Source organism: Streptomyces sp. NPDC090106, from assembly GCF_044747265.1.
Taxonomy (GTDB): Bacteria; Actinomycetota; Actinomycetes; order Streptomycetales; family Streptomycetaceae; genus Streptomyces.
Window position 1 is genome coordinate 574,626 of record NZ_JBIVDS010000002.1, and the last position, 20,069, is coordinate 594,694.

The following is a 20,069-nucleotide window of genomic DNA, read 5'->3' on the forward strand; positions in this document are numbered from 1 at the left end:
CTAGACATGGCACGGCGATACGACACCAACGACGCGACGGACCGTACGACGGGTCTGCGCGAAGCCGCGTCCGCCGTCCGCCGGGGCGAGCTGGTCGTCCTCCCGACCGACACCGTGTACGGGATCGGCGCCGACGCGTTCTCCTCGGAGGCCGTCCACGACCTGCTGGAGGCCAAGGGCCGGGGCCGCAACATGCCCACCCCCGTCCTCATCGGCTCCCCGAACACCCTCCACGGTCTCGTCACGGACTTCTCCGAGCTGGCCTGGGAGCTGGTCGACGCGTTCTGGCCGGGCGCCCTCACGCTCGTCGCCAAGCACCAGCCGTCCCTCCAGTGGGACCTGGGCGACACCCGGGGCACGGTCGCCATCCGGATGCCGCTGCACCCCGTCGCCATCGAGCTCCTCACCGAGGTCGGCCCCATGGCGGTGTCGTCGGCCAACCTGACGGGCCACCCCGCGCCGGAGGACTGCGACGCGGCCCAGGGCATGCTCGGCGACTCCGTCTCCGTGTACCTCGACGGCGGCCCGACCCCCGGCATCGTCCCGTCCTCGATCGTCGACGTGACCCGTGAGGTGCCGCTGCTGCTGCGCGCCGGCGCGATCTCGGCGGAGGAACTGAGGAAGGTCGTACCCGACCTCGAGGTGGCGAATTGACGGCCCCTGACGCGGGGCGTGGCATATGGGACGGGGAAGAGACGCGGACCTTCACGGGTCTCCCGCGTGACACCTTCCGCATCCTCCACGTCAGCACCGGCAACGTGTGCCGCTCGCCGATCACCGAGCGGCTGACCCGGCATGCCCTGGCGGACCGGCTGGGCGACCCGCTGTGGGGCGGTCTCGTCGTGGAGAGCGCGGGCACCTGGGGCCACGAGGGCGCGCCCATGGAGGCCAACGCGGAGGCCGTCCTCGCCGACTTCGGCGCGGACCCGACCGGCTTCACGGGCCGTGAGCTCCTCGACGAGCACGTCATCATGGCCGACCTGGTCCTGACGGCCACCCGTGACCACCGCGCCCAGGTCATCTCCATGGGCCACTCGGCGGGCCTGCGCACCTTCACCCTGAAGGAGTTCACCCGCCTGGTCCGCGCGATCGACCCGACCACGCTCCCGCCCCTGGAAGAGGGCCTGGTCATCCGCGCCCGCGCCCTCGTCCGCGCGGCAGCGGCCCTCAGAGGCTGGCTCCTGGCCCCCACCCCGGACGCCGACGAGGTCTACGACCCCTATGGCGCCCCGCTGCCCTTCTTCCGCTCCATCGGCGACGAGATACAGCAGGCGATCGATCCGGTGGTGACGGCTCTCACGGGGGTGCCCGCGAGGGCGTAACGGGCGCGCAGGTCGGGGGGTGCGGGCCTACATTGGTCGTACGTCACCGTCGAGGCCCGGAGCTCATCATGTCGGTCACGCATGCCCCCGAGACCGCCGCCGACGTGCTGCGGCGGCAGGACCCCGAGCTGGCCGAGATCCTGCTCGGTGAGCTGGCCCGGCAGTCGACGTCCCTGCAGCTCGTCGCCGCCGAGAACTTCACCTCGCCCGCGGTGCTGGCCGCCCTCGGGTCGCCGCTGGCGAACAAGTACGCCGAGGGGTACCCCGGCGCCCGCCACCACGGCGGCTGCGAGATCGTCGACGTCGCGGAACGCATCGCCGTGGACCGCGCCAAAGCCCTCTTCGGCGCCGAGCACGCCAACGTGCAGTCCCACTCCGGCTCGTCGGCCGTCCTGGCCGCGTACGCCGCCCTCCTGCGCCCCGGGGACACCGTCCTGGCCCTCGGGCTGCCGCACGGCGGCCACCTCACCCACGGGTCGCCCTCGAACTTCTCGGGCCGCTGGTTCGACTTCGTCGCCTACGGGGTCGACGCGGAGACCGGGCTCGTCGACTACGACCAGCTGCGCGACCTGGCCCGCACGCACCGCCCCAAGGCCATCGTGTGCGGCTCCATCGCCTATCCGCGCCACCTCGACCACGCCCTCTTCCGCGAGGTCGCCGACGAGGTCGGCGCCTATCTCATCGCCGACGCCGCCCACCCGATCGGCCTGGTGGCCGGGGGAGCGGCGCCCAACCCGGTGCCGTACGCCGACGTCGTCTGCGCGACCACGCACAAGGTGTTGCGCGGGCCACGGGGCGGCATGATCCTGTGCGGCGCGGAGCTGGCGGAGCGGGTCGACCGGGCCGTGTTCCCCTTCACCCAGGGCGGCGCGCAGATGCACACCATCGCCGCGAAGGCGGTCGCGTTCGGCGAGGCGGCGACACCGGCGTTCACGGCGTACGCCCATCAGGTGGTCGCCAATGCGAAGGTGCTCGCCGCGGGGCTGGCCGCCGAAGGGCTGACGGTCGTCACCGGCGGTACCGACACCCACCTGATCGTGGCCGATCCCGCCCCGCTCGGCGTGGACGGACGCACCGCGCGGGGCCGGCTCGCCGCCGCCGGGGCGGTCCTGGACTGCTGCGCGCTGCCGCACGGGGACGGCCGCGGCCTGCGCCTGGGCACGGCCGCGCTGACCAGCCAGGGCATGGGCGAGGAGGAGATGGCGTACGTCGGCGCCCTTCTCGCGGGGGTGCTGCGCGGCGAGACCGACCCCCAGAAGGCGCGTGAAGAGGTACGGGAGCTCGCCGGGAGATTTCCCCCGTATCCGGGCTGAGCGGGGGTAACCGCAGGGCGTGGACCCCGCCGTACAGCCGGTCGCCGACCGGTCGCACAGCCACACATGCAACCATCGTCGCTACCCGGAAGTCCCCATCCATATGCGTCCCTCGCTAGGGTGTGGGGCTGAGATGGCCAGCGAGACCTGTGGGGAAGCCTGTGCGTGAATACCTGCTGACGCTCTGCATCACGGCCGCGGTGACGTATCTGCTGACAGGGCCGGTACGGAAGTTCGCGATCGTGGCCGGGGCGATGCCGGAGATCAGGGCCCGTGACGTGCACCGGGAACCGACTCCGCGGCTCGGCGGTATCGCCATGTTCTTCGGCCTGTGCGCGGGGCTGCTGGTCGCGGACCACCTGACCAACCTCAACGAGGTCTTCGAGAAGTCCAACGAACCGCGGGCGCTGCTCTCGGGGGCCGCGCTGATCTGGCTGATCGGCGTCCTGGACGACAAGTTCGAGATCGACGCCCTGATCAAGCTGGGCGGCCAGATGATCGCGGCCGGCGTGATGGTCATGCAGGGTCTGACGATCCTGTGGCTGCCCATCCCGACGGTCGGCAACGTCGCGCTGACCCAGTGGCAGGGCACCCTGCTGACGGTGGCGCTGGTCGTCATCACCATCAACGCGGTGAACTTCGTCGACGGTCTCGACGGCCTCGCGGCCGGCATGGTCTGCATCGCCTCGGCGGCGTTCTTCCTCTACGCCTACCGCGTCTGGGTGTCGTACGGCATCGAGGCCGCCGCCCCGGCGACGCTGTTCTCGGCGATCCTGATGGGCATGTGCCTGGGCTTCCTGCCGCACAACATCCACCCGGCGCGCATCTTCATGGGCGACTCCGGGTCGATGCTGATCGGCCTGGTGCTCGCGGCGGGTGCGATCTCCATCACGGGGCAGGTCGACCCGGACGCCCTGAAGCTGTTCGCGGGTTCGGAGAAGGCGGCCGTGCACCAGACGGTGCCGGTGTACATCCCGCTGCTGCTGCCGCTCACGATCATCGCGATCCCGGCCGCCGACCTGATCCTGGCGATCGTGCGGCGCACCTGGCGCGGCCAGTCGCCGTTCGCGGCCGACCGGGGGCATCTGCACCACCGGCTGCTGGAGATCGGCCACAGCCACAGCAGGGCGGTGCTGATCATGTACTTCTGGTCGGCGCTGATCGCCTTCGGGGCGCTCGCCTACTCCGTGAACTCGGCCTCCATGTGGATCGTCCTGGGCGTGGTGTTCCTGAGCGCGATCGGGCTGATCCTCCTGCTGCTGCCGCGCTTCACCCCGCGGGTGCCGATGTGGGCCCAGGCGGTCGTGCCGCCCCGGTACCGCAGGCGCCGGGCGGCGGCCCTGGAGGCCGCGGCATCGGTCCCGGACGCCTCGGCCCAGGAGCCCGCGGCGGACGTGGAGGAGCGCACTCCGGTGGGGGCGGGGGCGGGCCGCGTCAACGGGGCGACCGCCATCGGTGCCCGTTCGCGCTTCCTGGACCGGCGTAAAGCGGGATCGTCGCGCTGACGCGGCAAGGTAAGAATCTGACTAGAGCATTGCCAAGTCGTGGGACTGATATGGGGCGGGGATGGGGGTGCGAAGTGCCCAATACCAGACATAGCGATCGGTCGCCCGCACAGACGCGCACCGTCACCCTCATGTGTGACACCGAGCACACCATCCAGGTAAAGACCTCATCAAATAGTTTGTGATACGGTTCACGAGAACCCCGGGATAGAGCCGAAGGACCCCAGTGCGAGGGTCCATTGGTGTGAGGTTCTCTCTCAGCCCGGGACTACGCTCGTCCATGACGACACCCCCTGCCTCCTTTGAAATGCGGAGTTGCCGCCATGCCGTCCAATGACGCCCGGAACCTGTTGCAGACCGCCGTGCCCACGGCCGCGGTCGGCGTGGTCACGGTCGTCGTCAGCGGCATCGTCGCGGGAGGCGAGGGTGCCCTCGGAGCCGGCATCGGAACGGTGCTGGCGATCCTCTTCATGGGGATCGGTCTCTACGTCCTCCAGTGGACGGCAAAAACGCTCCCGCAGCTGTTCCAGGCCATGGGGCTGATGCTCTATGTCGCCCAGCTCCTGCTGCTCCTGATCTTCGTGGCCCTCTTCAAGGACACCTCACTCTTCAACGCGAAGGCCTTCGCGGTCTCGCTCGTCGTCTCGACGGTCGTGTGGATGGCGGCACAGGCCCGCGCCCACATGAAGGCCAAGATCTTCTACGTCGACCCCGAGCCCGCGAAGAGTGAGAAGCCCGAGAAGACGGGACCTTCGACGTGAGGGGTAGGGGCGGGATAAAGGCACGCAAGAACTCCTGCTATCGTCCGGTGCCAACTGCGGCATCGCGGGCGCGGGCATCCGAGCTGACGCCTGTTCGATCGCGAGGCTCGAAGCCCCCCAGCCGCCCCCACATCCGTAACACCAGTCCGGTGCCGACTCGCGGCTGCGCGCCGCGCCGACACAACGAGGTTGCCGTACCCATGCGTCACGCCGAAGGAGCCCGCGGTGAGTGCTGACCCGACCCAGCTCGCCTTTGAGTGGGATTGCCGCATCCTGTCCGACAACGGCTGCGGCTTCCCGGCTCCTGGCCTGCACTCGTTCCTCTTCCAGCCGATCGCCACGGTCGGCGGGTTCGAGTTCAACAAGGTGATGCTGCTCGCGCTGCTCACCACCCTGATCGTCGTCACGTTCTTCTGGACGGCGTTCGGCAAGGCGAAGGTCGTTCCGGGCAAGCTCCAGATGATCGGCGAGGCCGGCTACGACTTCGTCCGCCGCGGCATCGTCTACGAGACCCTCGGCAAGCGCGAGGGCGAGAAGTACGTCCCGCTCATGGTCTCGCTGTTCTTCTTCGTCTGGATCATGAACGTCTGGTCCGTGATCCCGGTGGCCCAGTTCCCGGTGTCGTCGATCATCGCGTACCCGATCGTCCTCGCGGGCGTCGTCTACGTCACCTGGGTCGCGCTGACCTTCAAGAAGCACGGCTTCGTCGGCTTCTTCAAGAACGTCACCGGCTACGACAAGTCGCTCGGCCCGGTGCTGCCGCTGGTCATGGTCATCGAGTTCTTCTCGAACCTGATCGTGCGCCCCTTCACCCACGCGGTCCGGCTCTTCGCCAACATGTTCGCCGGTCACCTGATGCTGGTCATGTTCACCGTGGCCTCCTGGTACCTGCTGAACGGCGCGATGATCCCGGCGGCCGGCGTCTCCTTCGTCATGACGATGGTCATGATCCTCTTCGAGCTCTTCGTGCAGGCTGTCCAGGCGTACGTGTTCGTGCTCCTCGCCTGCTCGTACATTCAGGGCGCTCTCGCCGAGCACCACTGAGTACCGCCCCACCCCACCCCCTGAACGTCCGGTGGCCAACTCCCACCGGTCCGCAAAGAGAAGGAAGAATCAGCATGGCTGCCACTGAGACCCTCGCCGCCGTCTCCGGTTCGCTCGGCTCCATCGGCTACGGTCTGGCCGCGATCGGCCCCGGCGTCGGCGTCGGCATCATCTTCGGTAACGGCACCCAGGCCCTCGCCCGTCAGCCCGAGGCTGCCGGCCTGATCCGCGCCAACCAGATCCTCGGCTTCGCCTTCTGTGAGGCGCTCGCCCTCATCGGCATCGTCATGCCGTTCGTGTTCGGTAAGTAATCACCTTCCTTACTGACACACATCCACGAAAGGCACTGATGTGATCGCCAACCTGGTACAGCTGGCGGCCGAGGAGGAGCAGAACCCGCTCGTTCCTCCGGGCCCCGAGCTGCTCGTCGGCGCCATCGCCTTCGCCATCGTGTTCTTCTTCTTCTGGAAGAAGCTGCTCCCGAACATCAACAAGGTTCTGGAGGAGCGTCGCGAGGCGATCGAAGGTGGCATCGAGAAGGCCGAGGCCGCTCAGGTCGAGGCCCAGAGCGTCCTTGAGCAGTACAAGGCCCAGCTCGCCGAGGCCCGGCACGAAGCCGCGCGTCTGCGCCAGGAGGCGCAGGAGCAGGGTGCCGCGCTCATCGCCGAGATGCGTGCCGAGGGTCAGCGCCAGCGCGAGGAGATCGTCGCCGCCGGCCACACCCAGATCGAGGCCGACCGCAAGGCCGCCTCGTCCGCGCTCCGCCAGGACGTCGGCAAGCTCGCCACCGACCTGGCCGGCAAGCTCGTCGGTGAGTCCCTCGAGGACCACGCCCGCCAGTCCCGTGTGATCGACCGCTTCCTCGACGAGCTCGAGGAGAAGGCCGAGGCTGCTCGATGAACGGAGCGAGCCGCGAGGCCCTGGCAGCCGCACGTGAGCGTCTCGACGCGCTGACGGACTCCACGTCCGTGAACGCCGGCACGCTCGCCGACGAGCTGGCCGCCGTCACCGCGCTGCTCGACCGCGAGGTGTCGCTGCGTCGGGTCCTGACCGACCCGGCGCAGTCCGGTGAGGCCAAGGCCGAGCTCGCCCAGCGACTCTTCGGCGGCCAGGTGAGCGGGACGACCGCCGATCTGGTCTCCGGCATGGTGCGTACCCGCTGGTCGCAGTCGCGCGACCTGGCGGACGCCCTGGAGGAGCTGGCGAACGTCGCCGACCTCACCGCCGCCCAGCAGACGGGCGCGCTCGACGACGTCGAGGACGAACTGTTCCGCTTCGGCCGGATCGTCTCCTCGAACACCGAGCTGCGTGCCGCGCTCACCGACCGCGCCGCGGCCGGTTCCGCCAAGAGCGAGCTGCTGCGCAGCCTGCTCGGCGGCCGTGCCAACGCGACGACGGAGCGTCTGGTGACCCGTCTGGTGACCGCGCCGCGTGGACGTAGCCTGGAGTCGGGCCTGGAGGCCCTGTCCAAGCTCGCCGCGGAGCGCCGGAGCCGTCTGGTCGCCGTCGTCACCACGGCGGTGCCGCTGAGCGACCCGCAGAAGCAGCGCCTGGGCGCCGCCCTCGCGAAGCTCTACGGCCACCAGATGCACCTGAACATCGACGTGGACCCCGAGGTCCTCGGCGGGATCCGGGTGCAGGTCGGTGACGAGGTCATCAACGGCTCCATCGCGGACCGTATCGAGGACGCCGGCCGCCGCCTGGCGGGCTGACCGCCGCACGGCGGGCTGAGCAGCAACTTCATAAGCAGTACGTACTTACGGCCCGGTTGGGCCGTGCAGAGGATTCCTGGGGGTCGCCCCCAGACCCCCAAGTTGAAACTTCGGGCCCAACAAGGAGAGCAGGGAACCCAGATGGCGGAGCTCACGATCCGGCCGGAGGAGATCCGGGATGCGCTGGAGAACTTTGTCCAGTCGTACAAGCCGGACGCGGCCTCGCGCGAGGAGGTCGGTACGGTCACCCTTGCCGGCGACGGCATCGCGAAGGTCGAGGGTCTTCCCTCGGCCATGGCCAACGAACTGCTGAAGTTCGAGGACGGCACCCTCGGCCTCGCGCTCAACCTGGAAGAGCGCGAGATCGGCGCCATCGTCCTCGGCGAGTTCAGCGGCATCGAGGAGGGGCAGCCGGTCTCCCGTACCGGTGAGGTCCTCTCCGTGGCCGTCGGCGAGGGCTACCTCGGCCGCGTCGTCGACCCGCTCGGCAACGCGATCGACGGCCTCGGCGAGATCGAGACGTCCGGCCGCCGCGCCCTGGAGCTTCAGGCTCCGGGCGTCATGGCCCGTAAGTCGGTGCACGAGCCGATGGAGACCGGCTACAAGGCCGTCGACGCGATGACCCCGATCGGCCGTGGCCAGCGTCAGCTGATCATCGGTGACCGTCAGACCGGCAAGACCGCCCTGGCCGTCGACACGATCATCAACCAGCGCGACAACTGGCGCTCCGGCGACCCGAAGAAGCAGGTCCGCTGCGTCTACGTCGCCATCGGCCAGAAGGGCTCGACCATCGCCTCCGTGCGTGGCGCCCTGGAAGAGGCCGGCGCGCTGGAGTACACGACCATCGTCGCCGCCCCGGCGTCCGACCCGGCCGGCTTCAAGTACCTGGCGCCGTACACCGGTTCGGCCATCGGTCAGCAGTGGATGTACGAGGGCAAGCACGTCCTCATCATCTTCGACGACCTGTCGAAGCAGGCCGACGCCTACCGCGCCGTGTCGCTGCTGCTGCGCCGCCCGCCGGGCCGTGAGGCCTACCCGGGTGACGTCTTCTACCTGCACTCCCGTCTGCTGGAGCGCTGCGCGAAGCTCTCCGACGAGCTGGGCGCGGGCTCGATGACCGGTCTGCCGATCGTCGAGACGAAGGCCAACGACGTCTCGGCGTTCATCCCGACCAACGTCATCTCCATCACCGACGGCCAGTGCTTCCTGGAGTCGGACCTCTTCAACGCCGGTCAGCGCCCCGCGCTGAACGTCGGTATCTCCGTCTCCCGAGTCGGTGGTTCCGCGCAGCACAAGGCGATGAAGCAGGTCTCCGGCCGTCTGCGCCTGGACCTGGCCCAGTACCGCGAGCTGGAGGCGTTCGCCGCCTTCGGTTCCGACCTGGACGCCGCGTCGAAGGCCCAGCTGGAGCGCGGTCAGCGTCTGGTCGAGCTGCTCAAGCAGGCTCAGTACCAGCCGATGCCGACCGAGGACCAGGTCGTCTCCGTGTGGGCCGGCACCACCGGCAAGATGGACGATGTCCCGGTCAACGACATCCGCCGCTTCGAGAAGGAGCTCCTGGAGTTCCTGCACCGCAAGGAGCAGGGCCTCATGACCTCCATCAAGGAGGGCGGCAAGATGTCGGACGACACCCTCACCGCTGTTGCCGACGCGATCGCCGACTTCAAGAAGCAGTTCGAGACCTCGGACGGCAAGCTTCTCGGCGAGGACGCCCCGGCCGCGGCCAAGTGACGTAAGGAAGGGACCTGACTCATGGGAGCCCAGCTCCGGGTCTACAAGCGTCGCATCCGATCCGTCACCGCGACCAAGAAGATCACCAAGGCGATGGAGATGATCGCCGCCTCGCGTGTCGTCAAGGCGCAGCGCAAGGTGGCGGCCTCCACGCCGTACGCGACCGAGCTCACCCGCGCGGTCACGGCGGTCGGTACCGGCTCGAACACGAAGCACCCGCTGACCACGCAGGCCGAGACGGTCGTGCGGTCCGCGGTGCTGCTCCTGACGAGCGACCGCGGTCTCGCCGGTGCCTTCAACGCCAACTCCATCAAGGCCGCCGAGAAGCTCACCGAGCGTCTTGAGGCCGAGGGCAAGCAGGTCGACACGTACATCGTCGGCCGGCGCGGTCTGGCCCACTACAACTTCCGCGAGCGCAAGGTCGTGGAGTCGTGGTCGGGCTTCACCGACGAGCCCACTTACGCGGACGCGAAGAAGGTCGCGGGTCCGCTGATCGAGGCCATCGAGAAGGAGACGGCGGACGGCGGCGTGGACGAACTCCACATCGTCTACACCGAGTTCGTCTCGATGATGACGCAGACGGCGACCGACAGCCGACTGCTTCCGCTCAGCCTCGAAGAGGTCGCAGCGGAGGCCGCGCCCAAGGGCGAGATCCTCCCGCTGTTCGACTTCGAGCCCTCGGCGGAGGACGTCCTCGACGCCCTGCTGCCGCGCTACGTGGAGAGCCGCATCTACAACGCGCTTCTCCAGTCGGCCGCTTCGAAGCACGCCGCCACGCGGCGCGCGATGAAGTCGGCGACCGACAACGCGGGCGAGCTGATCACCACGCTCTCCCGTCTTGCCAACGCGGCCCGCCAGGCCGAAATCACCCAGGAAATCAGCGAGATCGTCGGTGGCTCCGCAGCCCTGGCCGACGCGACCGCGGGGAGTGACAGGTAATGACGACGACAGTTGAGACGGCCGCTGCCACGGGCCGCGTCGCCCGGGTCATCGGCCCGGTCGTCGACGTGGAATTCCCCGTCGACGCCATGCCCGACATCTACAACGCCCTTCACGTCGAGGTCGCCGACCCGGCGCAGGACGGCGCGAAGAAGACGCTGACCCTGGAGGTCGCCCAGCACCTGGGTGACGGCCTGGTCCGCACCATCTCGATGCAGCCCACCGACGGTCTGGTCCGCCAGGCCGCCGTCACCGACACGGGTGCCTCCATCACCGTGCCGGTCGGCGACTTCACCAAGGGCAAGGTGTTCAACACCCTCGGCGAGGTGCTGAACGTCGACGAGCAGTACACGGGCGAGCGCTGGGGCATCCACCGCAAGGCCCCGAACTTCGACGAGCTCGAGTCGAAGACCGAGATGTTCGAGACCGGCGTCAAGGTCATCGACCTTCTCACCCCGTACGTCAAGGGTGGAAAGATCGGTCTGTTCGGTGGTGCCGGCGTCGGCAAGACGGTGCTCATCCAGGAGATGATCTACCGCGTCGCCAACAACCACGACGGTGTCTCCGTGTTCGCCGGTGTCGGTGAGCGCACCCGTGAGGGCAACGACCTCATCGAGGAGATGGCCGACTCGGGCGTCATCGACAAGACCGCGCTGGTCTTCGGTCAGATGGACGAGCCCCCGGGCACCCGTCTGCGCGTGGCCCTCGCGGGTCTGACCATGGCGGAGTACTTCCGCGATGTGCAGAAGCAGGACGTGCTGTTCTTCATCGACAACATCTTCCGCTTCACGCAGGCCGGTTCCGAGGTCTCGACCCTGCTCGGCCGTATGCCCTCCGCGGTGGGTTACCAGCCGAACCTGGCCGACGAGATGGGTCTCCTCCAGGAGCGCATCACCTCGACCCGTGGTCACTCGATCACCTCGATGCAGGCGATCTACGTCCCCGCGGACGACCTGACCGACCCGGCCCCGGCCACCACCTTCGCCCACCTCGACGCGACGACGGTTCTCTCCCGTCCGATCTCCGAGAAGGGCATCTACCCGGCCGTGGACCCGCTGGACTCGACGTCCCGCATCCTGGACCCCCGCTACATCGCGGCGGACCACTACAACACGGCCATGCGTGTCAAGGGTGTCCTCCAGAAGTACAAGGACCTCCAGGACATCATCGCGATCCTCGGTATCGACGAGCTGGGCGAGGAGGACAAGCTCACCGTCCACCGTGCCCGTCGCGTGGAGCGCTTCCTGTCCCAGAACACCCACGTCGCCAAGCAGTTCACCGGCGTCGACGGGTCGGACGTCCCGCTGGAGGAGTCGATCGCGGCCTTCAACGCGATCATCGACGGCGAGTACGACCACTTCCCGGAGCAGGCGTTCTTCCTCTGCGGTGGCATCGAGGACCTGAAGGCCAACGCGAAGGACCTGGGTGTCTCCTGAACTCGCTTGAGTTCACCGTGAGTTCACTGTGAGTTCCGTGACTCACACCTGAGGGGGCGGGGTACGTCCCGCCCCCTCTTTCACGCCCATTAGACTTGTAACCAACACCCGGCAGAACCGCCGGGTGGTGACCCGAGGAGCCACCTTGGCTGCTGAGCTGCACGTCGCGCTGGTCGCGGCCGACCGAGAGGTCTGGTCCGGTCAGGCCACCCTGGTCGTCGCGCGCACCACGTCCGGCGACATCGGCGTCATGCCCGGTCACCAGCCGCTGCTCGGTGTGCTGGAGTCGGGCCCGGTGACCATTCGTACGAGTGACGGTGGAACGGTCGTCGTCGCGGTGCACGGCGGTTTCATCTCGTTCGCCGACGACAAGCTGTCGCTGCTGGCCGAGATCGCCGAGCTGTCGGACGAGATCGACGTCCAGCGCGCCGAGCGCGAGCTGGAACGCGCGAAGGCGGAGGGCGACGCCGCCGCCGAGCGTCGCGCGGACGTACGCATCCGTGCGGCGGCGACGCGCTAGCCTGCGCGAGACCGTATGACGTCACTCAGCCGCGGCTGGGACCGGAGCAATCCGGCCCTGGCCGCGGCTGAGGCAAATGTGGATGTTTTTTCCGTTCCGTTACCTGATTCGAAGGTACCTAGGAGACGAGGAGGTCGGTGTCGATGATCCTCGCTCTGACTGTGTGCGGAATCGTCGTGGCGCTCGTGGTGCTGGGGCTGTTCGTCTTCGGCCTCCGGCGCAGACTGATCCAGCGCTCCGGCGGCACCTTCGACTGTTCGCTGCGCTGGGACGTGACGGAGAAACCCGACGCCAACGGCAAGGGCTGGAGCTACGGCGTCGCCCGCTACAACGGTGACAGCGTCGAGTGGTACCGCGTCTTCTCCTACGCCTACCGGCCACGCCGGGTTCTGGAGCGGGCCCAGATCGAGGTGGCCGGCCGTCGCCTGCCCGAGGGCGAGGAGGAGCTGGCGCTACTGTCCGACGCCGTCGTCCTCACCTGTGTGCACCGGGGCACCCGGCTGGAGCTCGCCATGAGCGAGGACGCCCTGACCGGATTCCTCGCCTGGCTGGAGGCAGCTCCGCCCGGGCAGCGGGTCAACGTGGCCTGAGCCGAACACGAAGGTCACATTGAGCGGCCAGACGGCGAGCAGCGCCGCGAGGGTCGTGCCGGTGAACATCCCGGCGTAGGTGATCACCTGGCCGCGGGCCGTCCGGTTGCCGCGACGCCCCCGGTCGGTCCTGCCGGGCCTGTTGGTCCTCTTGGTCCTGCGCTTCATGCGGTCCCCCCGAAATCCCCGAACACTTCATTCCGCTTTGCTGGTCGAGATACAGGATGTGCCCGGTCACAGGGCCTCTCCCACCGGCCGACCAGCCCTCGGCAGGGGCCGGTCGGCCCTCTGGGGCGCACGCCAAGGGGCGTGCGGTTCGCACCGCACGCCCCTTGGTTCTTGCCTCACCCGGTCCCGGTGTCTAGCCCAGGCCGCTGTTGATCGCGGTCACCAGCTCACCGTTGCTGGTGTCACCGCTGAACTCCCAGAAGAACGCGCCGCCCAGACCCTGGTTCTTGGCCCAGGTCATCTTCCCGGCGATGGTCGAGGGAGTGTCGTACGACCACCAGTTGGTGCCGCAGTAGGCGTACGCCGTGCCCGCGATCGTGCCGGTGGCGGGGCAGGACGTCTTGAGGACCTTGTAGTCCTCGATGCCCGCCTCGTAGGTGCCCGGGGCCGCGCCCGTCGCCGTGCCGCCCGGGGCCGCCTGGGTCACCCCGGTCCAGCCGCGGCCGTAGAAGCCGATGCCGAGCAGGAGCTTGGCGGAGGCCACGCCCTTGGCCTTGAGCTTGGCGATCGCGTCCGCGGAGTTGAAGCCCGCGGTCGGGATGCCGGAGTACGAGGTCAGCGGGGAGTGCGGGGCGGTCGGGCCCTGTGCGTTGAAGGCGCCGAAGTAGTCGTACGTCATCACGTTGTACCAGTTGACGTACTGGGAGGCGCCGCCGTAGTCGGCCGCGTCGATCTTGCCGCCGGAGGAGCCGTCGGCGGTGATGGCGGCGGTGACGAGGTAGTCGCTGCCGAACTCGGTGCGCAGCGCCGACATCAGGTTCTTGAAGGCGGCGGCACCGGAGGTGTCACAGGTCAGACCGCAGGCGTTCGGGTACTCCCAGTCGATGTCGATGCCGTCGAAGACATCGGCCCAGCGGGAGTCCTCGACCACGGCCTTGCAGGAGGCGGCGAACGCGGCCGGGTTGGCCGCCGCCTGGGCGAAGCCGCCCGAGTAGGTCCAGCCGCCGAAGGAGTACAGCACCTTGATGTTCGGGTACTTGGCCTTCAGCTGGCGCAGCTGGTTGAAGTTGCCGCGCAGCGGCTGGTCCCAGGTGTCGGCGACGCCGCTGACGGACTGGTCGGCGGTGTACGCCTTGTCGTAGGCGGCGTAGGTGTCGTCGACGGTGCACTGACCGTTCTTGACGTTGCCGAACGCGTAGTTGATGTGCGTGATCTTCGACGCGGAGCCGGAGGTCACCAGGTTCTTCACGTGGTAGTTGCGGCCGTAGACGCCCCACTCGGTGAAGTAGCCCAGCTTGGTCTTGCCGCCGGTGCCCGGGTCCGGGTCGGTGGTGCCGCCCGTGGTGGTCACCGAGACCGCGCCGCTCGCCGGACCGGTCTGGTCGGCGGTGTCACGGGCCTGGACGGTGTACGAGTAGCTGGTGCCGGCGGTCAGCCCCGAGTCGGTGTACGACGTCGTCGTCACCGTCGCGACCTTGGTGCCGTTGCGCAGCACGTCGTAGTTCTTGATGCCCTTGTCGTCCGTCGCCGCGCTCCAGGAGAGCGTGGCCGAGGTGTTGGTGACCGCGGACGCGGTGGGGGTGCCCGGGGCGCTCGGCGCGCTGTCCCCGGGGGTGGTGGTGCCGCCGTCGCAACTGCCGCCGTTCAGCTTGCAGTTGGAGGGGGCGCCGGAGCCGGAGCCGTTGAAGCCGAAGGAGACGGAGGCGCCGGGGGCCAGCGTGCCGTTCCAGGACTTGTTCTTGGCGGTCCAGTGGGTGCCGGAGGAGGTGACGTCGGCGTCCCAGGCGGAGCTGACGGCGGTGCCGGAGGGGAAGTCCCACTCCACGGTCCAGGAACTGAGGGAGGTGTCACCGGTGTTCTTGACGGTCCACTTGCCCTCGAAGCCGGTGCCCCAGTCCTGGGTCTTGGCGTAGGTCGCGGTCGCGGATGTCGCCGCCTGGGCGGGGCTGGCGAGCCCGACCAGTCCCGCGAAGGGGAGCAACAGCGTCGCGATGCCTGCCGCGGCTCTGTGTCTGAAGCGCATGCCGCGCCTCCTTAGGGGATGGTGGGGCACGACTGAGCCTTCGTACCCCGGGTGCCGCGAGAATAGAAAGGTCTGGACCACGGGTCAATAGGTCTGGACCACTCTCGTATGCAACCCTCAGGCGCCCAACTCCCCGACCGGGGCCGCCGCTTGCGCCCGGCCGCGCGGCTCCGGCCCGGCCGGGAGGCGGCTGACGTGCGTCTTCACCGTCGCCTCCGCCGCACCCGGCCGCCTCGCGACGTCTGTGTCGGACCTTCCCTCTCCGAGGCGCGGCAACACCTCGCGTTCACGCCGGTTCAGGGTCTCCGGGACCCGGGGAGGGCTTCGACGGGGCTCCGGAGGCTCAGCGCTCCCCGCCCGGGACCCACAGCACGTCCCCGACGTCCTTGTTGGCCGTCCGCGCGAGGATGAAGAGCAGGTCCGACAGCCGGTTGAGGTAGGTCGCGGTGAGGGGGTTCATGCTCTCGCCGTGGACCTCCATCGCCGACCAGGTCGAGCGCTCGGCGCGGCGGACCACCGTGCAGGCCTGGTGCAGCAGGGCCGCGCCCGCGGTGCCGCCGGGCAGGATGAAGGAGCGGAGCTTGTCCAGGCGCTCGTTGAAGCGGTCGCAGTCCGCCTCCAGCTTGTCGACGTAGAACTGCTCGACGCGCAGCGGAGGGAACTCCGGGTTCTCGACGACCGGCGTCGACAGGTCGGCGCCGACGTCGAACAGGTCGTTCTGGACCCGGGTGAGGACCGCGACGACGTCCTCCGCCAGCCCGCCCAGGGCGATCGCCGTCCCGATCACCGCGTTCGCCTCGTTGGCGTCGGCGTACGCGGTGATCCGGGGATCGGTCTTGGCGACCCGGCTCATGTCCCCGAGGGCGGTGGTGCCCCGGTCGCCGGTCCTGGTGTAGATACGCGTCAGATTGACCATGGGCCCAGCGTAGTTAGGCCCCGGCCGTCCGGAAGACGCGTGTGCCGACCGTCACGGACAGCGCGGCGAGGGCGACGGCCACCAGGACGCCGTACAGCATGTGCGCGGTGGCGTACCGGCCGACGTAGGCGTCCCGCATCGCGTCCACCAGATAGCGGAACGGCATGGCGTGCGAGAGGGCGTCCAGCCAGCCCGGTCCGAGCGTCATCGGCAGCATCAGGCCGGAGAGCAGCATCGACGGCATCGACACGGCGTTGACCGCCGGCCCGAACTCCTGCGGGGTGCGGACCTTCATCGCCAGCGCGTACGACAGCGAGGCCAGCGACACGGTCAGCAGTGCGACGAACCCGAACCCGATCAGCACGCCCGCCACGGGCGCCCGCAGCCCCATCGCGACCGCGGCCAGCACCAGCAGCACCGCCTGGAGGACGAACACCGTGGCGTCCCGCAGCACCCGGCCCAGGAGCAGCGCGAGCCGGCTGACGGGAGTGACCCGCATCCGCTCGACCACCCCCTGCCCCTTCTCGATGATGATCATGAATCCGGCGAACAGGGCGCCGAACAGGCCGAGTTGCAGCAGAAGGCCCGGGACCAGCACCTGCCAGGAGCTGCCCGGGCCGCCGAGCGGGAGGCCGGTCAGCAGCGGGCCGAAGAACACCAGGTAGAGCAGTGGCATCAGCACCCCGAACAGCAGCGCGAACCGGGAGCGCAGCGACTGGCGCAGATAGCGGCCGTAGACGAGGCCGGTGTCGTGGAGGAGTGTCACGGGAGTCCTATACGGCTAGTCACGGGAGTCCTATACGGCTACGGGGGCGGCGTCGGTCGCGGTCGCGCCGCGGCCGGTGATGGCGAGGAAGGTGTCCTGGAGCGTGGCGTCGATCGACCCGCCGTACCGGAGCTTGAGGGCGGACGGCGTCCCCTCGGCCACCACCACGCCCTCGTCGACGATCACCAGCCGGTCCGCGAGGGCGTCGGCCTCGTCCAGGTAGTGCGTGGTCAGGAAGACGGTCGTGCCGTGCTCGTCGCGCAGCCGCCGGACCAGGTCCCACAGGCCGGCGCGACTGGCCGGGTCGAGCCCTGTCGTCGGTTCGTCGAGGAAGAGGACCTTCGGGCGGTGCGTGAGCGCCATCGCGATGTCGAGGCGGCGGCGCTGGCCGCCGGAGAGGGCGCCGCACCTGCGGTCCAGGAGGTCGGCCAGGCCCAGCTCCCGGGCCAGCTCCTCGGCGCGGGCGACGGCCCGGGCCTTGGTCAGACGGTAGAGGCGGCCCTGGGTGACCAGTTCCTCCCGCACCGAGATCTGGGTGTCGACCCCGCCCGACTGGGCCACGTACCCACACACCCGCCGCACCCCCGCGGCGTCGGTCGCGAGGTCGTGTCCGGCGACCGTGGCCGCGCCGCCGGTGGGCGCGAGCAGGGTCGTGAGCATCCGCAGGGTCGTCGTCTTGCCGGCGCCGTTGGGCCCGAGGAAACCGAGGATCTCGCCCTCGCGGACGGTCAGGTCGATGCCTCGGACGGCCTCCACGGGGCCGAGCCTGGTCTGGAAGGTACGGGCCAGTCCGGCCGTACTGATGAGGGGCATGCGCCCAGAAAAACAGAGTCCCCCAAATTTTGCAATGACTCCAAACTTTCAGCCGACGCAAAGATTGAGCCAGTGCAAGTGTTTGGCCGGTGCAAAGATTCAGGGAGTGCAGCGAAGTTAGGATGAGGTCATGGCGGAAGGGCTCAGGGAGCGGAAGAAGCGCGAGACACGGCAGCGGATCTCGGACATCGCCACCGGGCTGTTCCTGGAGCACGGATTCGTGACGGTGACCGTCGCGGAGGTGGCCGAGGCCGCCGACGTCTCCGTGAACACCGTCTACAACTACTTCCCCGCCAAGGAGGACCTGTTCTTCGACCGCTCCTCCGGTGTCGTCGAGCAGCTCTCCCGCTATGTCCGCGCCCGTGACGCCGGCGAGTCCGCCGCCCGGGCCGTGCTGCGCGAACTGCGTGCCGAGGTCGAGGCGGTCTCGCCCCGCATCGGGCTCATGGAGGGCTACGACCGGTTCATGCGCTGCATCCACGAGGCGCCGCCGCTGCGGTCCTGGCTGTGGAGCCTCCAGCAGCGGATCGCCGACCATCTCACCCAGACCCTCCGTGAGGAGACCGGCGCCGGTCCGGCCGACCCGCTGCCGGGTCTGATCTCCGGTCAGATCGCCTGGATCCACCAGACCCTGTTCGCGGCCGTGGGCCGTGAGATGGTCGCCGGGCGCAATCCGGACGAAGTGTCACGAGAGGTGCTGGTCCTTCTCGACGACATCGAGGACCTGTTGAGCGAGAAGGTCCTCAACTACGCCGTACGGGAGCGTCCCTGACCCCCTCCGGTGTGATGTCCGTCAGATGAGACGTGACGCGCGTTACTAACCGGTCACACAGCACCTCACGGACGCTAAGGTCCGCCGAAGAGGCAACTGAACAGGGCGCAAGGCCTTCACAAGGGGAGTCGTAACAGTGGCACGGAAGCTTGCCGTCATCGGCGCCGGCTTGATGGGTTCCGGCATCGCCCAGGTCTCCGCCCAGGCGGGCTGGGACGTCGTTCTGCGGGACGTCACCGACGAGGCACTGGACCGTGCCGTCGGCGGGATCCAGGCGTCGTACGACAAGTTCGTGAGCAAGGGCAGGCTGGAGGCGCACGACGCCGAGGCGGCCCTGGGGCGCATCCGTACCACCACCGACCTGGACGCCGTCGCCGACGCGGACATCGTCGTCGAGGCCGTCTTCGAGAAGCTGGAGGTCAAGCACGAGATCTTCCGCGCGCTCGACAAGATCGTGCGCCCGGACGCCGTGCTCGCCTCCAACACCTCGGCCATCCCGATCACCAAGATCGCGGCGGCCACCGAGCGCCCCGAGCGGGTCGTCGGCGTGCACTTCTTCTCGCCGGTGCCGATGATGCAGCTCGTCGAGCTGGTCCGCGGCTACAAGACCAGCGACGAAACCCTCGCCACCGCACGGGAGTTCGCCGAGTCCACCGGCAAGACCTGCATCGTCGTCAACCGGGACGTCGCCGGGTTCGTGACCACCCGGCTGATCTCGGCGCTCGTCGTCGAGGCCGCCAAGCTCTACGAGTCCGGGGTCGCCAGCGCCGAGGACATCGACCTCGCCTGCAAGCTCGGCTTCGGACACGCCATGGGTCCGCTCGCCACGGCGGACCTGACCGGCGTCGACATCCTGCTCCACGCCACCAGCAACATCTACACCGAGTCCCAGGACGAGAAGTTCGCTCCGCCCGAGCTGATGCGCCGGATGGTGGACGCCGGTGACATCGGCCGCAAGAGCGGGCAGGGCTTCTACTCGTACTGACCGAGGCCGCCGTCCCGCGGCGGTCGCGGTCCCCTCGCACCGATCACCGACTCATACCGATCGTCGACTCGTACCGAGAGTCGACCGAAACCGCAAATGCCTCTCAGGTGTCACACCCGAGGGTGAATTCGGTATCGGTTCGCTTACAGACGGCAACCTCTGACCGCCGAACGCAGTCAGAGGTTGCATCACCGGACATCACATTCGCGGAGCCATCGAGACGCACCACGGGGAGCGCATATGTTCATCAGGGGCGACCACGTCGAGCTGGTCGTCGGGGGCCGCCTCGACGTACGCAGCGCGGCGGACGCCCGTACGGTCCTGCACTCGGCCGTCGACGACGGAGTCGGCGATCTCGTGCTGGACCTGTCCGAGCTCGACTCCTGGGACGCCACCGGACTCGGCGTGATCATGGGAGCCCACCGAAGGGCCGGCCGCTGCGGCCGGCGTCTGGTGCTGCGCGACGTGCCGCCGCAGATGCAGCGCCTCCTGGTGGCCACCCGGCTGCACCGGATCCTGGCGATCGAGGGCGGTATCGGGGTGGAGTCACTGCCCCGCGTGTGACACCCCGTACCCCTGGGGCCGGATGTCCGTGCGTTCCACCTGCTAATCGCACCTCGCGCACAATCCTCACGAGACTGTGACGTCTCGGACGGCGCGGTACCCCGGACTGTCGTAGATACTGTGCGAAGGTTTAGGGTTCGGTCGCCCGCCACATTGCATCCCTGAACCGGCGGGTCCGGACCAGAAGCG

General features: G+C 68.9%; 22 protein-coding genes. 17 read left to right on the forward strand and 5 right to left on the reverse strand.

The genetic code is table 11. From position 1 onward, the window contains the following. Nucleotides 1-6: 6 nt before the first annotated feature. The 14 genes from ACIPSE_RS08130 to ACIPSE_RS08195 all read left to right on the forward strand — a co-directional run bounded on the left by ACIPSE_RS08130 (nucleotide 7) and on the right by ACIPSE_RS08195 (nucleotide 12,873). On the forward strand, nucleotides 7-654 hold the full coding sequence (locus ACIPSE_RS08130) for an L-threonylcarbamoyladenylate synthase (RefSeq protein WP_401658801.1): 648 nt from the start codon (nucleotides 7-9) through the stop codon (nucleotides 652-654). After that, nucleotides 651-1,322, forward strand: a complete 672-nt coding sequence (locus tag ACIPSE_RS08135; RefSeq protein ID WP_401658804.1) for a protein-tyrosine-phosphatase — start codon at nucleotides 651-653, stop codon at nucleotides 1,320-1,322. The genes ACIPSE_RS08130 and ACIPSE_RS08135 overlap by 4 nt, the downstream gene beginning before the upstream one ends. Before the next feature lie 68 nt (nucleotides 1,323-1,390). Further along, complete coding sequence (glyA, locus tag ACIPSE_RS08140; RefSeq protein WP_401658807.1) at nucleotides 1,391-2,635, forward strand: serine hydroxymethyltransferase; 1,245 nt, start codon at nucleotides 1,391-1,393, stop codon at nucleotides 2,633-2,635. Between the two features lie 161 nt (nucleotides 2,636-2,796). Then, on the forward strand, nucleotides 2,797-4,140 hold the full coding sequence (locus tag ACIPSE_RS08145) for an MraY family glycosyltransferase (RefSeq protein ID WP_401658810.1): 1,344 nt from the start codon (nucleotides 2,797-2,799) through the stop codon (nucleotides 4,138-4,140). A 323-nt stretch (nucleotides 4,141-4,463) separates the two neighbouring features. Further along, a complete protein-coding gene (locus ACIPSE_RS08150; protein ID WP_401658813.1) occupies nucleotides 4,464-4,901 on the forward strand; it encodes a hypothetical protein in 438 nt (145 codons plus the stop codon). Nucleotides 4,902-5,174: 273 nt separating this feature from the next. Next, nucleotides 5,175-5,945: a F0F1 ATP synthase subunit A gene (atpB, locus tag ACIPSE_RS08155; protein ID WP_401659760.1), complete on the forward strand. Its 771-nt coding sequence runs from the start codon at nucleotides 5,175-5,177 to the stop codon at nucleotides 5,943-5,945. Nucleotides 5,946-6,019: 74 nt separating this feature from the next. After that, on the forward strand, nucleotides 6,020-6,256 hold the full coding sequence (locus tag ACIPSE_RS08160) for a hypothetical protein (RefSeq protein ID WP_015657805.1): 237 nt from the start codon (nucleotides 6,020-6,022) through the stop codon (nucleotides 6,254-6,256). A 40-nt stretch (nucleotides 6,257-6,296) separates the two neighbouring features. Then, nucleotides 6,297-6,845, forward strand: coding sequence for a F0F1 ATP synthase subunit B (locus ACIPSE_RS08165; protein ID WP_401658816.1), 549 nt, complete (start codon nucleotides 6,297-6,299; stop codon nucleotides 6,843-6,845). Then, on the forward strand, nucleotides 6,842-7,657 hold the full coding sequence (locus ACIPSE_RS08170; RefSeq protein ID WP_401658819.1) for a F0F1 ATP synthase subunit delta: 816 nt from the start codon (nucleotides 6,842-6,844) through the stop codon (nucleotides 7,655-7,657). Before ACIPSE_RS08165 ends, ACIPSE_RS08170 begins: the two co-directional genes overlap by 4 nt. 141 nt (nucleotides 7,658-7,798) lie before the next feature. After that, nucleotides 7,799-9,388, forward strand: a complete 1,590-nt coding sequence (gene atpA, locus ACIPSE_RS08175; protein WP_401658822.1) for a F0F1 ATP synthase subunit alpha — start codon at nucleotides 7,799-7,801, stop codon at nucleotides 9,386-9,388. Nucleotides 9,389-9,409: 21 nt separating this feature from the next. Further along, complete coding sequence (locus ACIPSE_RS08180) at nucleotides 9,410-10,327, forward strand: F0F1 ATP synthase subunit gamma (RefSeq protein WP_401658825.1); 918 nt, start codon at nucleotides 9,410-9,412, stop codon at nucleotides 10,325-10,327. Continuing rightward, the gene (gene atpD, locus ACIPSE_RS08185; RefSeq protein ID WP_401658828.1) at nucleotides 10,327-11,763 is read left to right on the forward strand and encodes a F0F1 ATP synthase subunit beta; all 1,437 of its coding nucleotides are present in this window, start codon (nucleotides 10,327-10,329) and stop codon (nucleotides 11,761-11,763) included. Before ACIPSE_RS08180 ends, atpD begins: the two co-directional genes overlap by 1 nt. 145 nt (nucleotides 11,764-11,908) lie before the next feature. Then, nucleotides 11,909-12,283 carry a F0F1 ATP synthase subunit epsilon gene (locus ACIPSE_RS08190; protein WP_401658831.1) on the forward strand — a complete coding sequence of 125 codons (375 nt, stop codon included), beginning with the start codon at nucleotides 11,909-11,911 and terminating at the stop codon, nucleotides 12,281-12,283. Nucleotides 12,284-12,426: 143 nt separating this feature from the next. Next, nucleotides 12,427-12,873 carry a DUF2550 domain-containing protein gene (locus ACIPSE_RS08195; RefSeq protein ID WP_401658834.1) on the forward strand — a complete coding sequence of 149 codons (447 nt, stop codon included), beginning with the start codon at nucleotides 12,427-12,429 and terminating at the stop codon, nucleotides 12,871-12,873. A gap of 361 nt (nucleotides 12,874-13,234) precedes the next feature. On the opposite strand, the gene ACIPSE_RS08200 is transcribed toward ACIPSE_RS08195, so the two are convergent. The 5 genes from ACIPSE_RS08200 to ACIPSE_RS08220 form a co-directional block, all read right to left on the reverse strand. Then, entirely contained in the window at nucleotides 13,235-15,064 is a 1,830-nt protein-coding gene (locus tag ACIPSE_RS08200; protein WP_401658836.1) for a glycosyl hydrolase family 18 protein, read from the reverse strand. 117 nt (nucleotides 15,065-15,181) lie between these two features. Next, a complete protein-coding gene (locus ACIPSE_RS08205; protein WP_401659763.1) occupies nucleotides 15,182-15,364 on the reverse strand; it encodes a LuxR C-terminal-related transcriptional regulator in 183 nt (60 codons plus the stop codon). A 43-nt stretch (nucleotides 15,365-15,407) separates the two neighbouring features. Further along, a complete protein-coding gene (locus ACIPSE_RS08210; protein ID WP_401658838.1) occupies nucleotides 15,408-15,980 on the reverse strand; it encodes a cob(I)yrinic acid a,c-diamide adenosyltransferase in 573 nt (190 codons plus the stop codon). A gap of 13 nt (nucleotides 15,981-15,993) precedes the next feature. Next, nucleotides 15,994-16,746, reverse strand: a complete 753-nt coding sequence (locus tag ACIPSE_RS08215; RefSeq protein WP_401658841.1) for an ABC transporter permease — start codon at nucleotides 16,744-16,746, stop codon at nucleotides 15,994-15,996. A gap of 30 nt (nucleotides 16,747-16,776) precedes the next feature. Further along, nucleotides 16,777-17,559, reverse strand: a complete 783-nt coding sequence (locus ACIPSE_RS08220) for an ABC transporter ATP-binding protein (RefSeq protein WP_401658844.1) — start codon at nucleotides 17,557-17,559, stop codon at nucleotides 16,777-16,779. 130 nt (nucleotides 17,560-17,689) lie between these two features. Here ACIPSE_RS08220 and ACIPSE_RS08225 point away from each other — a divergent pair, with 130 nt between their 5' ends. The 3 genes from ACIPSE_RS08225 (at nucleotide 17,690) to ACIPSE_RS08235 (ending at nucleotide 19,880) form a co-directional block, all read left to right on the forward strand. Beyond that, on the forward strand, nucleotides 17,690-18,331 hold the full coding sequence (locus tag ACIPSE_RS08225) for a TetR/AcrR family transcriptional regulator (protein WP_401658847.1): 642 nt from the start codon (nucleotides 17,690-17,692) through the stop codon (nucleotides 18,329-18,331). A gap of 136 nt (nucleotides 18,332-18,467) precedes the next feature. Further along, entirely contained in the window at nucleotides 18,468-19,316 is an 849-nt protein-coding gene (locus ACIPSE_RS08230; protein WP_401658850.1) for a 3-hydroxyacyl-CoA dehydrogenase family protein, read from the forward strand. Nucleotides 19,317-19,556: 240 nt separating this feature from the next. Further along, nucleotides 19,557-19,880: an STAS domain-containing protein gene (locus ACIPSE_RS08235; RefSeq protein WP_059192313.1), complete on the forward strand. Its 324-nt coding sequence runs from the start codon at nucleotides 19,557-19,559 to the stop codon at nucleotides 19,878-19,880. The last annotated feature ends 189 nt before the right edge of the window (nucleotides 19,881-20,069 follow it).

What these genes read in the sequence shown, in the direction of transcription:
- ACIPSE_RS08130 (WP_401658801.1), top strand. Translation starts at nt 7, where the DNA reads ATGGCACGGCGATACGACACCAACGACGCGACGGACCGTACGACGGGT.
- glyA (WP_401658807.1), top strand. Translation starts at nt 1,391, where the DNA reads ATGTCGGTCACGCATGCCCCCGAGACCGCCGCCGACGTGCTGCGGCGG.
- ACIPSE_RS08150 (WP_401658813.1), top strand. Translation starts at nt 4,464, where the DNA reads ATGCCGTCCAATGACGCCCGGAACCTGTTGCAGACCGCCGTGCCCACG.
- ACIPSE_RS08160 (WP_015657805.1), top strand. Translation starts at nt 6,020, where the DNA reads ATGGCTGCCACTGAGACCCTCGCCGCCGTCTCCGGTTCGCTCGGCTCC.
- ACIPSE_RS08170 (WP_401658819.1), top strand. Translation starts at nt 6,842, where the DNA reads ATGAACGGAGCGAGCCGCGAGGCCCTGGCAGCCGCACGTGAGCGTCTC.
- atpA (WP_401658822.1), top strand. Translation starts at nt 7,799, where the DNA reads ATGGCGGAGCTCACGATCCGGCCGGAGGAGATCCGGGATGCGCTGGAG.
- ACIPSE_RS08180 (WP_401658825.1), top strand. Translation starts at nt 9,410, where the DNA reads ATGGGAGCCCAGCTCCGGGTCTACAAGCGTCGCATCCGATCCGTCACC.
- atpD (WP_401658828.1), top strand. Translation starts at nt 10,327, where the DNA reads ATGACGACGACAGTTGAGACGGCCGCTGCCACGGGCCGCGTCGCCCGG.
- ACIPSE_RS08195 (WP_401658834.1), top strand. Translation starts at nt 12,427, where the DNA reads ATGATCCTCGCTCTGACTGTGTGCGGAATCGTCGTGGCGCTCGTGGTG.
- ACIPSE_RS08200 (WP_401658836.1), bottom strand. Translation starts at nt 15,064, where the DNA reads ATGCGCTTCAGACACAGAGCCGCGGCAGGCATCGCGACGCTGTTGCTC.
- ACIPSE_RS08210 (WP_401658838.1), bottom strand. Translation starts at nt 15,980, where the DNA reads ATGGTCAATCTGACGCGTATCTACACCAGGACCGGCGACCGGGGCACC.
- ACIPSE_RS08220 (WP_401658844.1), bottom strand. Translation starts at nt 17,559, where the DNA reads ATGCCCCTCATCAGTACGGCCGGACTGGCCCGTACCTTCCAGACCAGG.
- ACIPSE_RS08225 (WP_401658847.1), top strand. Translation starts at nt 17,690, where the DNA reads ATGGCGGAAGGGCTCAGGGAGCGGAAGAAGCGCGAGACACGGCAGCGG.
- ACIPSE_RS08235 (WP_059192313.1), top strand. Translation starts at nt 19,557, where the DNA reads ATGTTCATCAGGGGCGACCACGTCGAGCTGGTCGTCGGGGGCCGCCTC.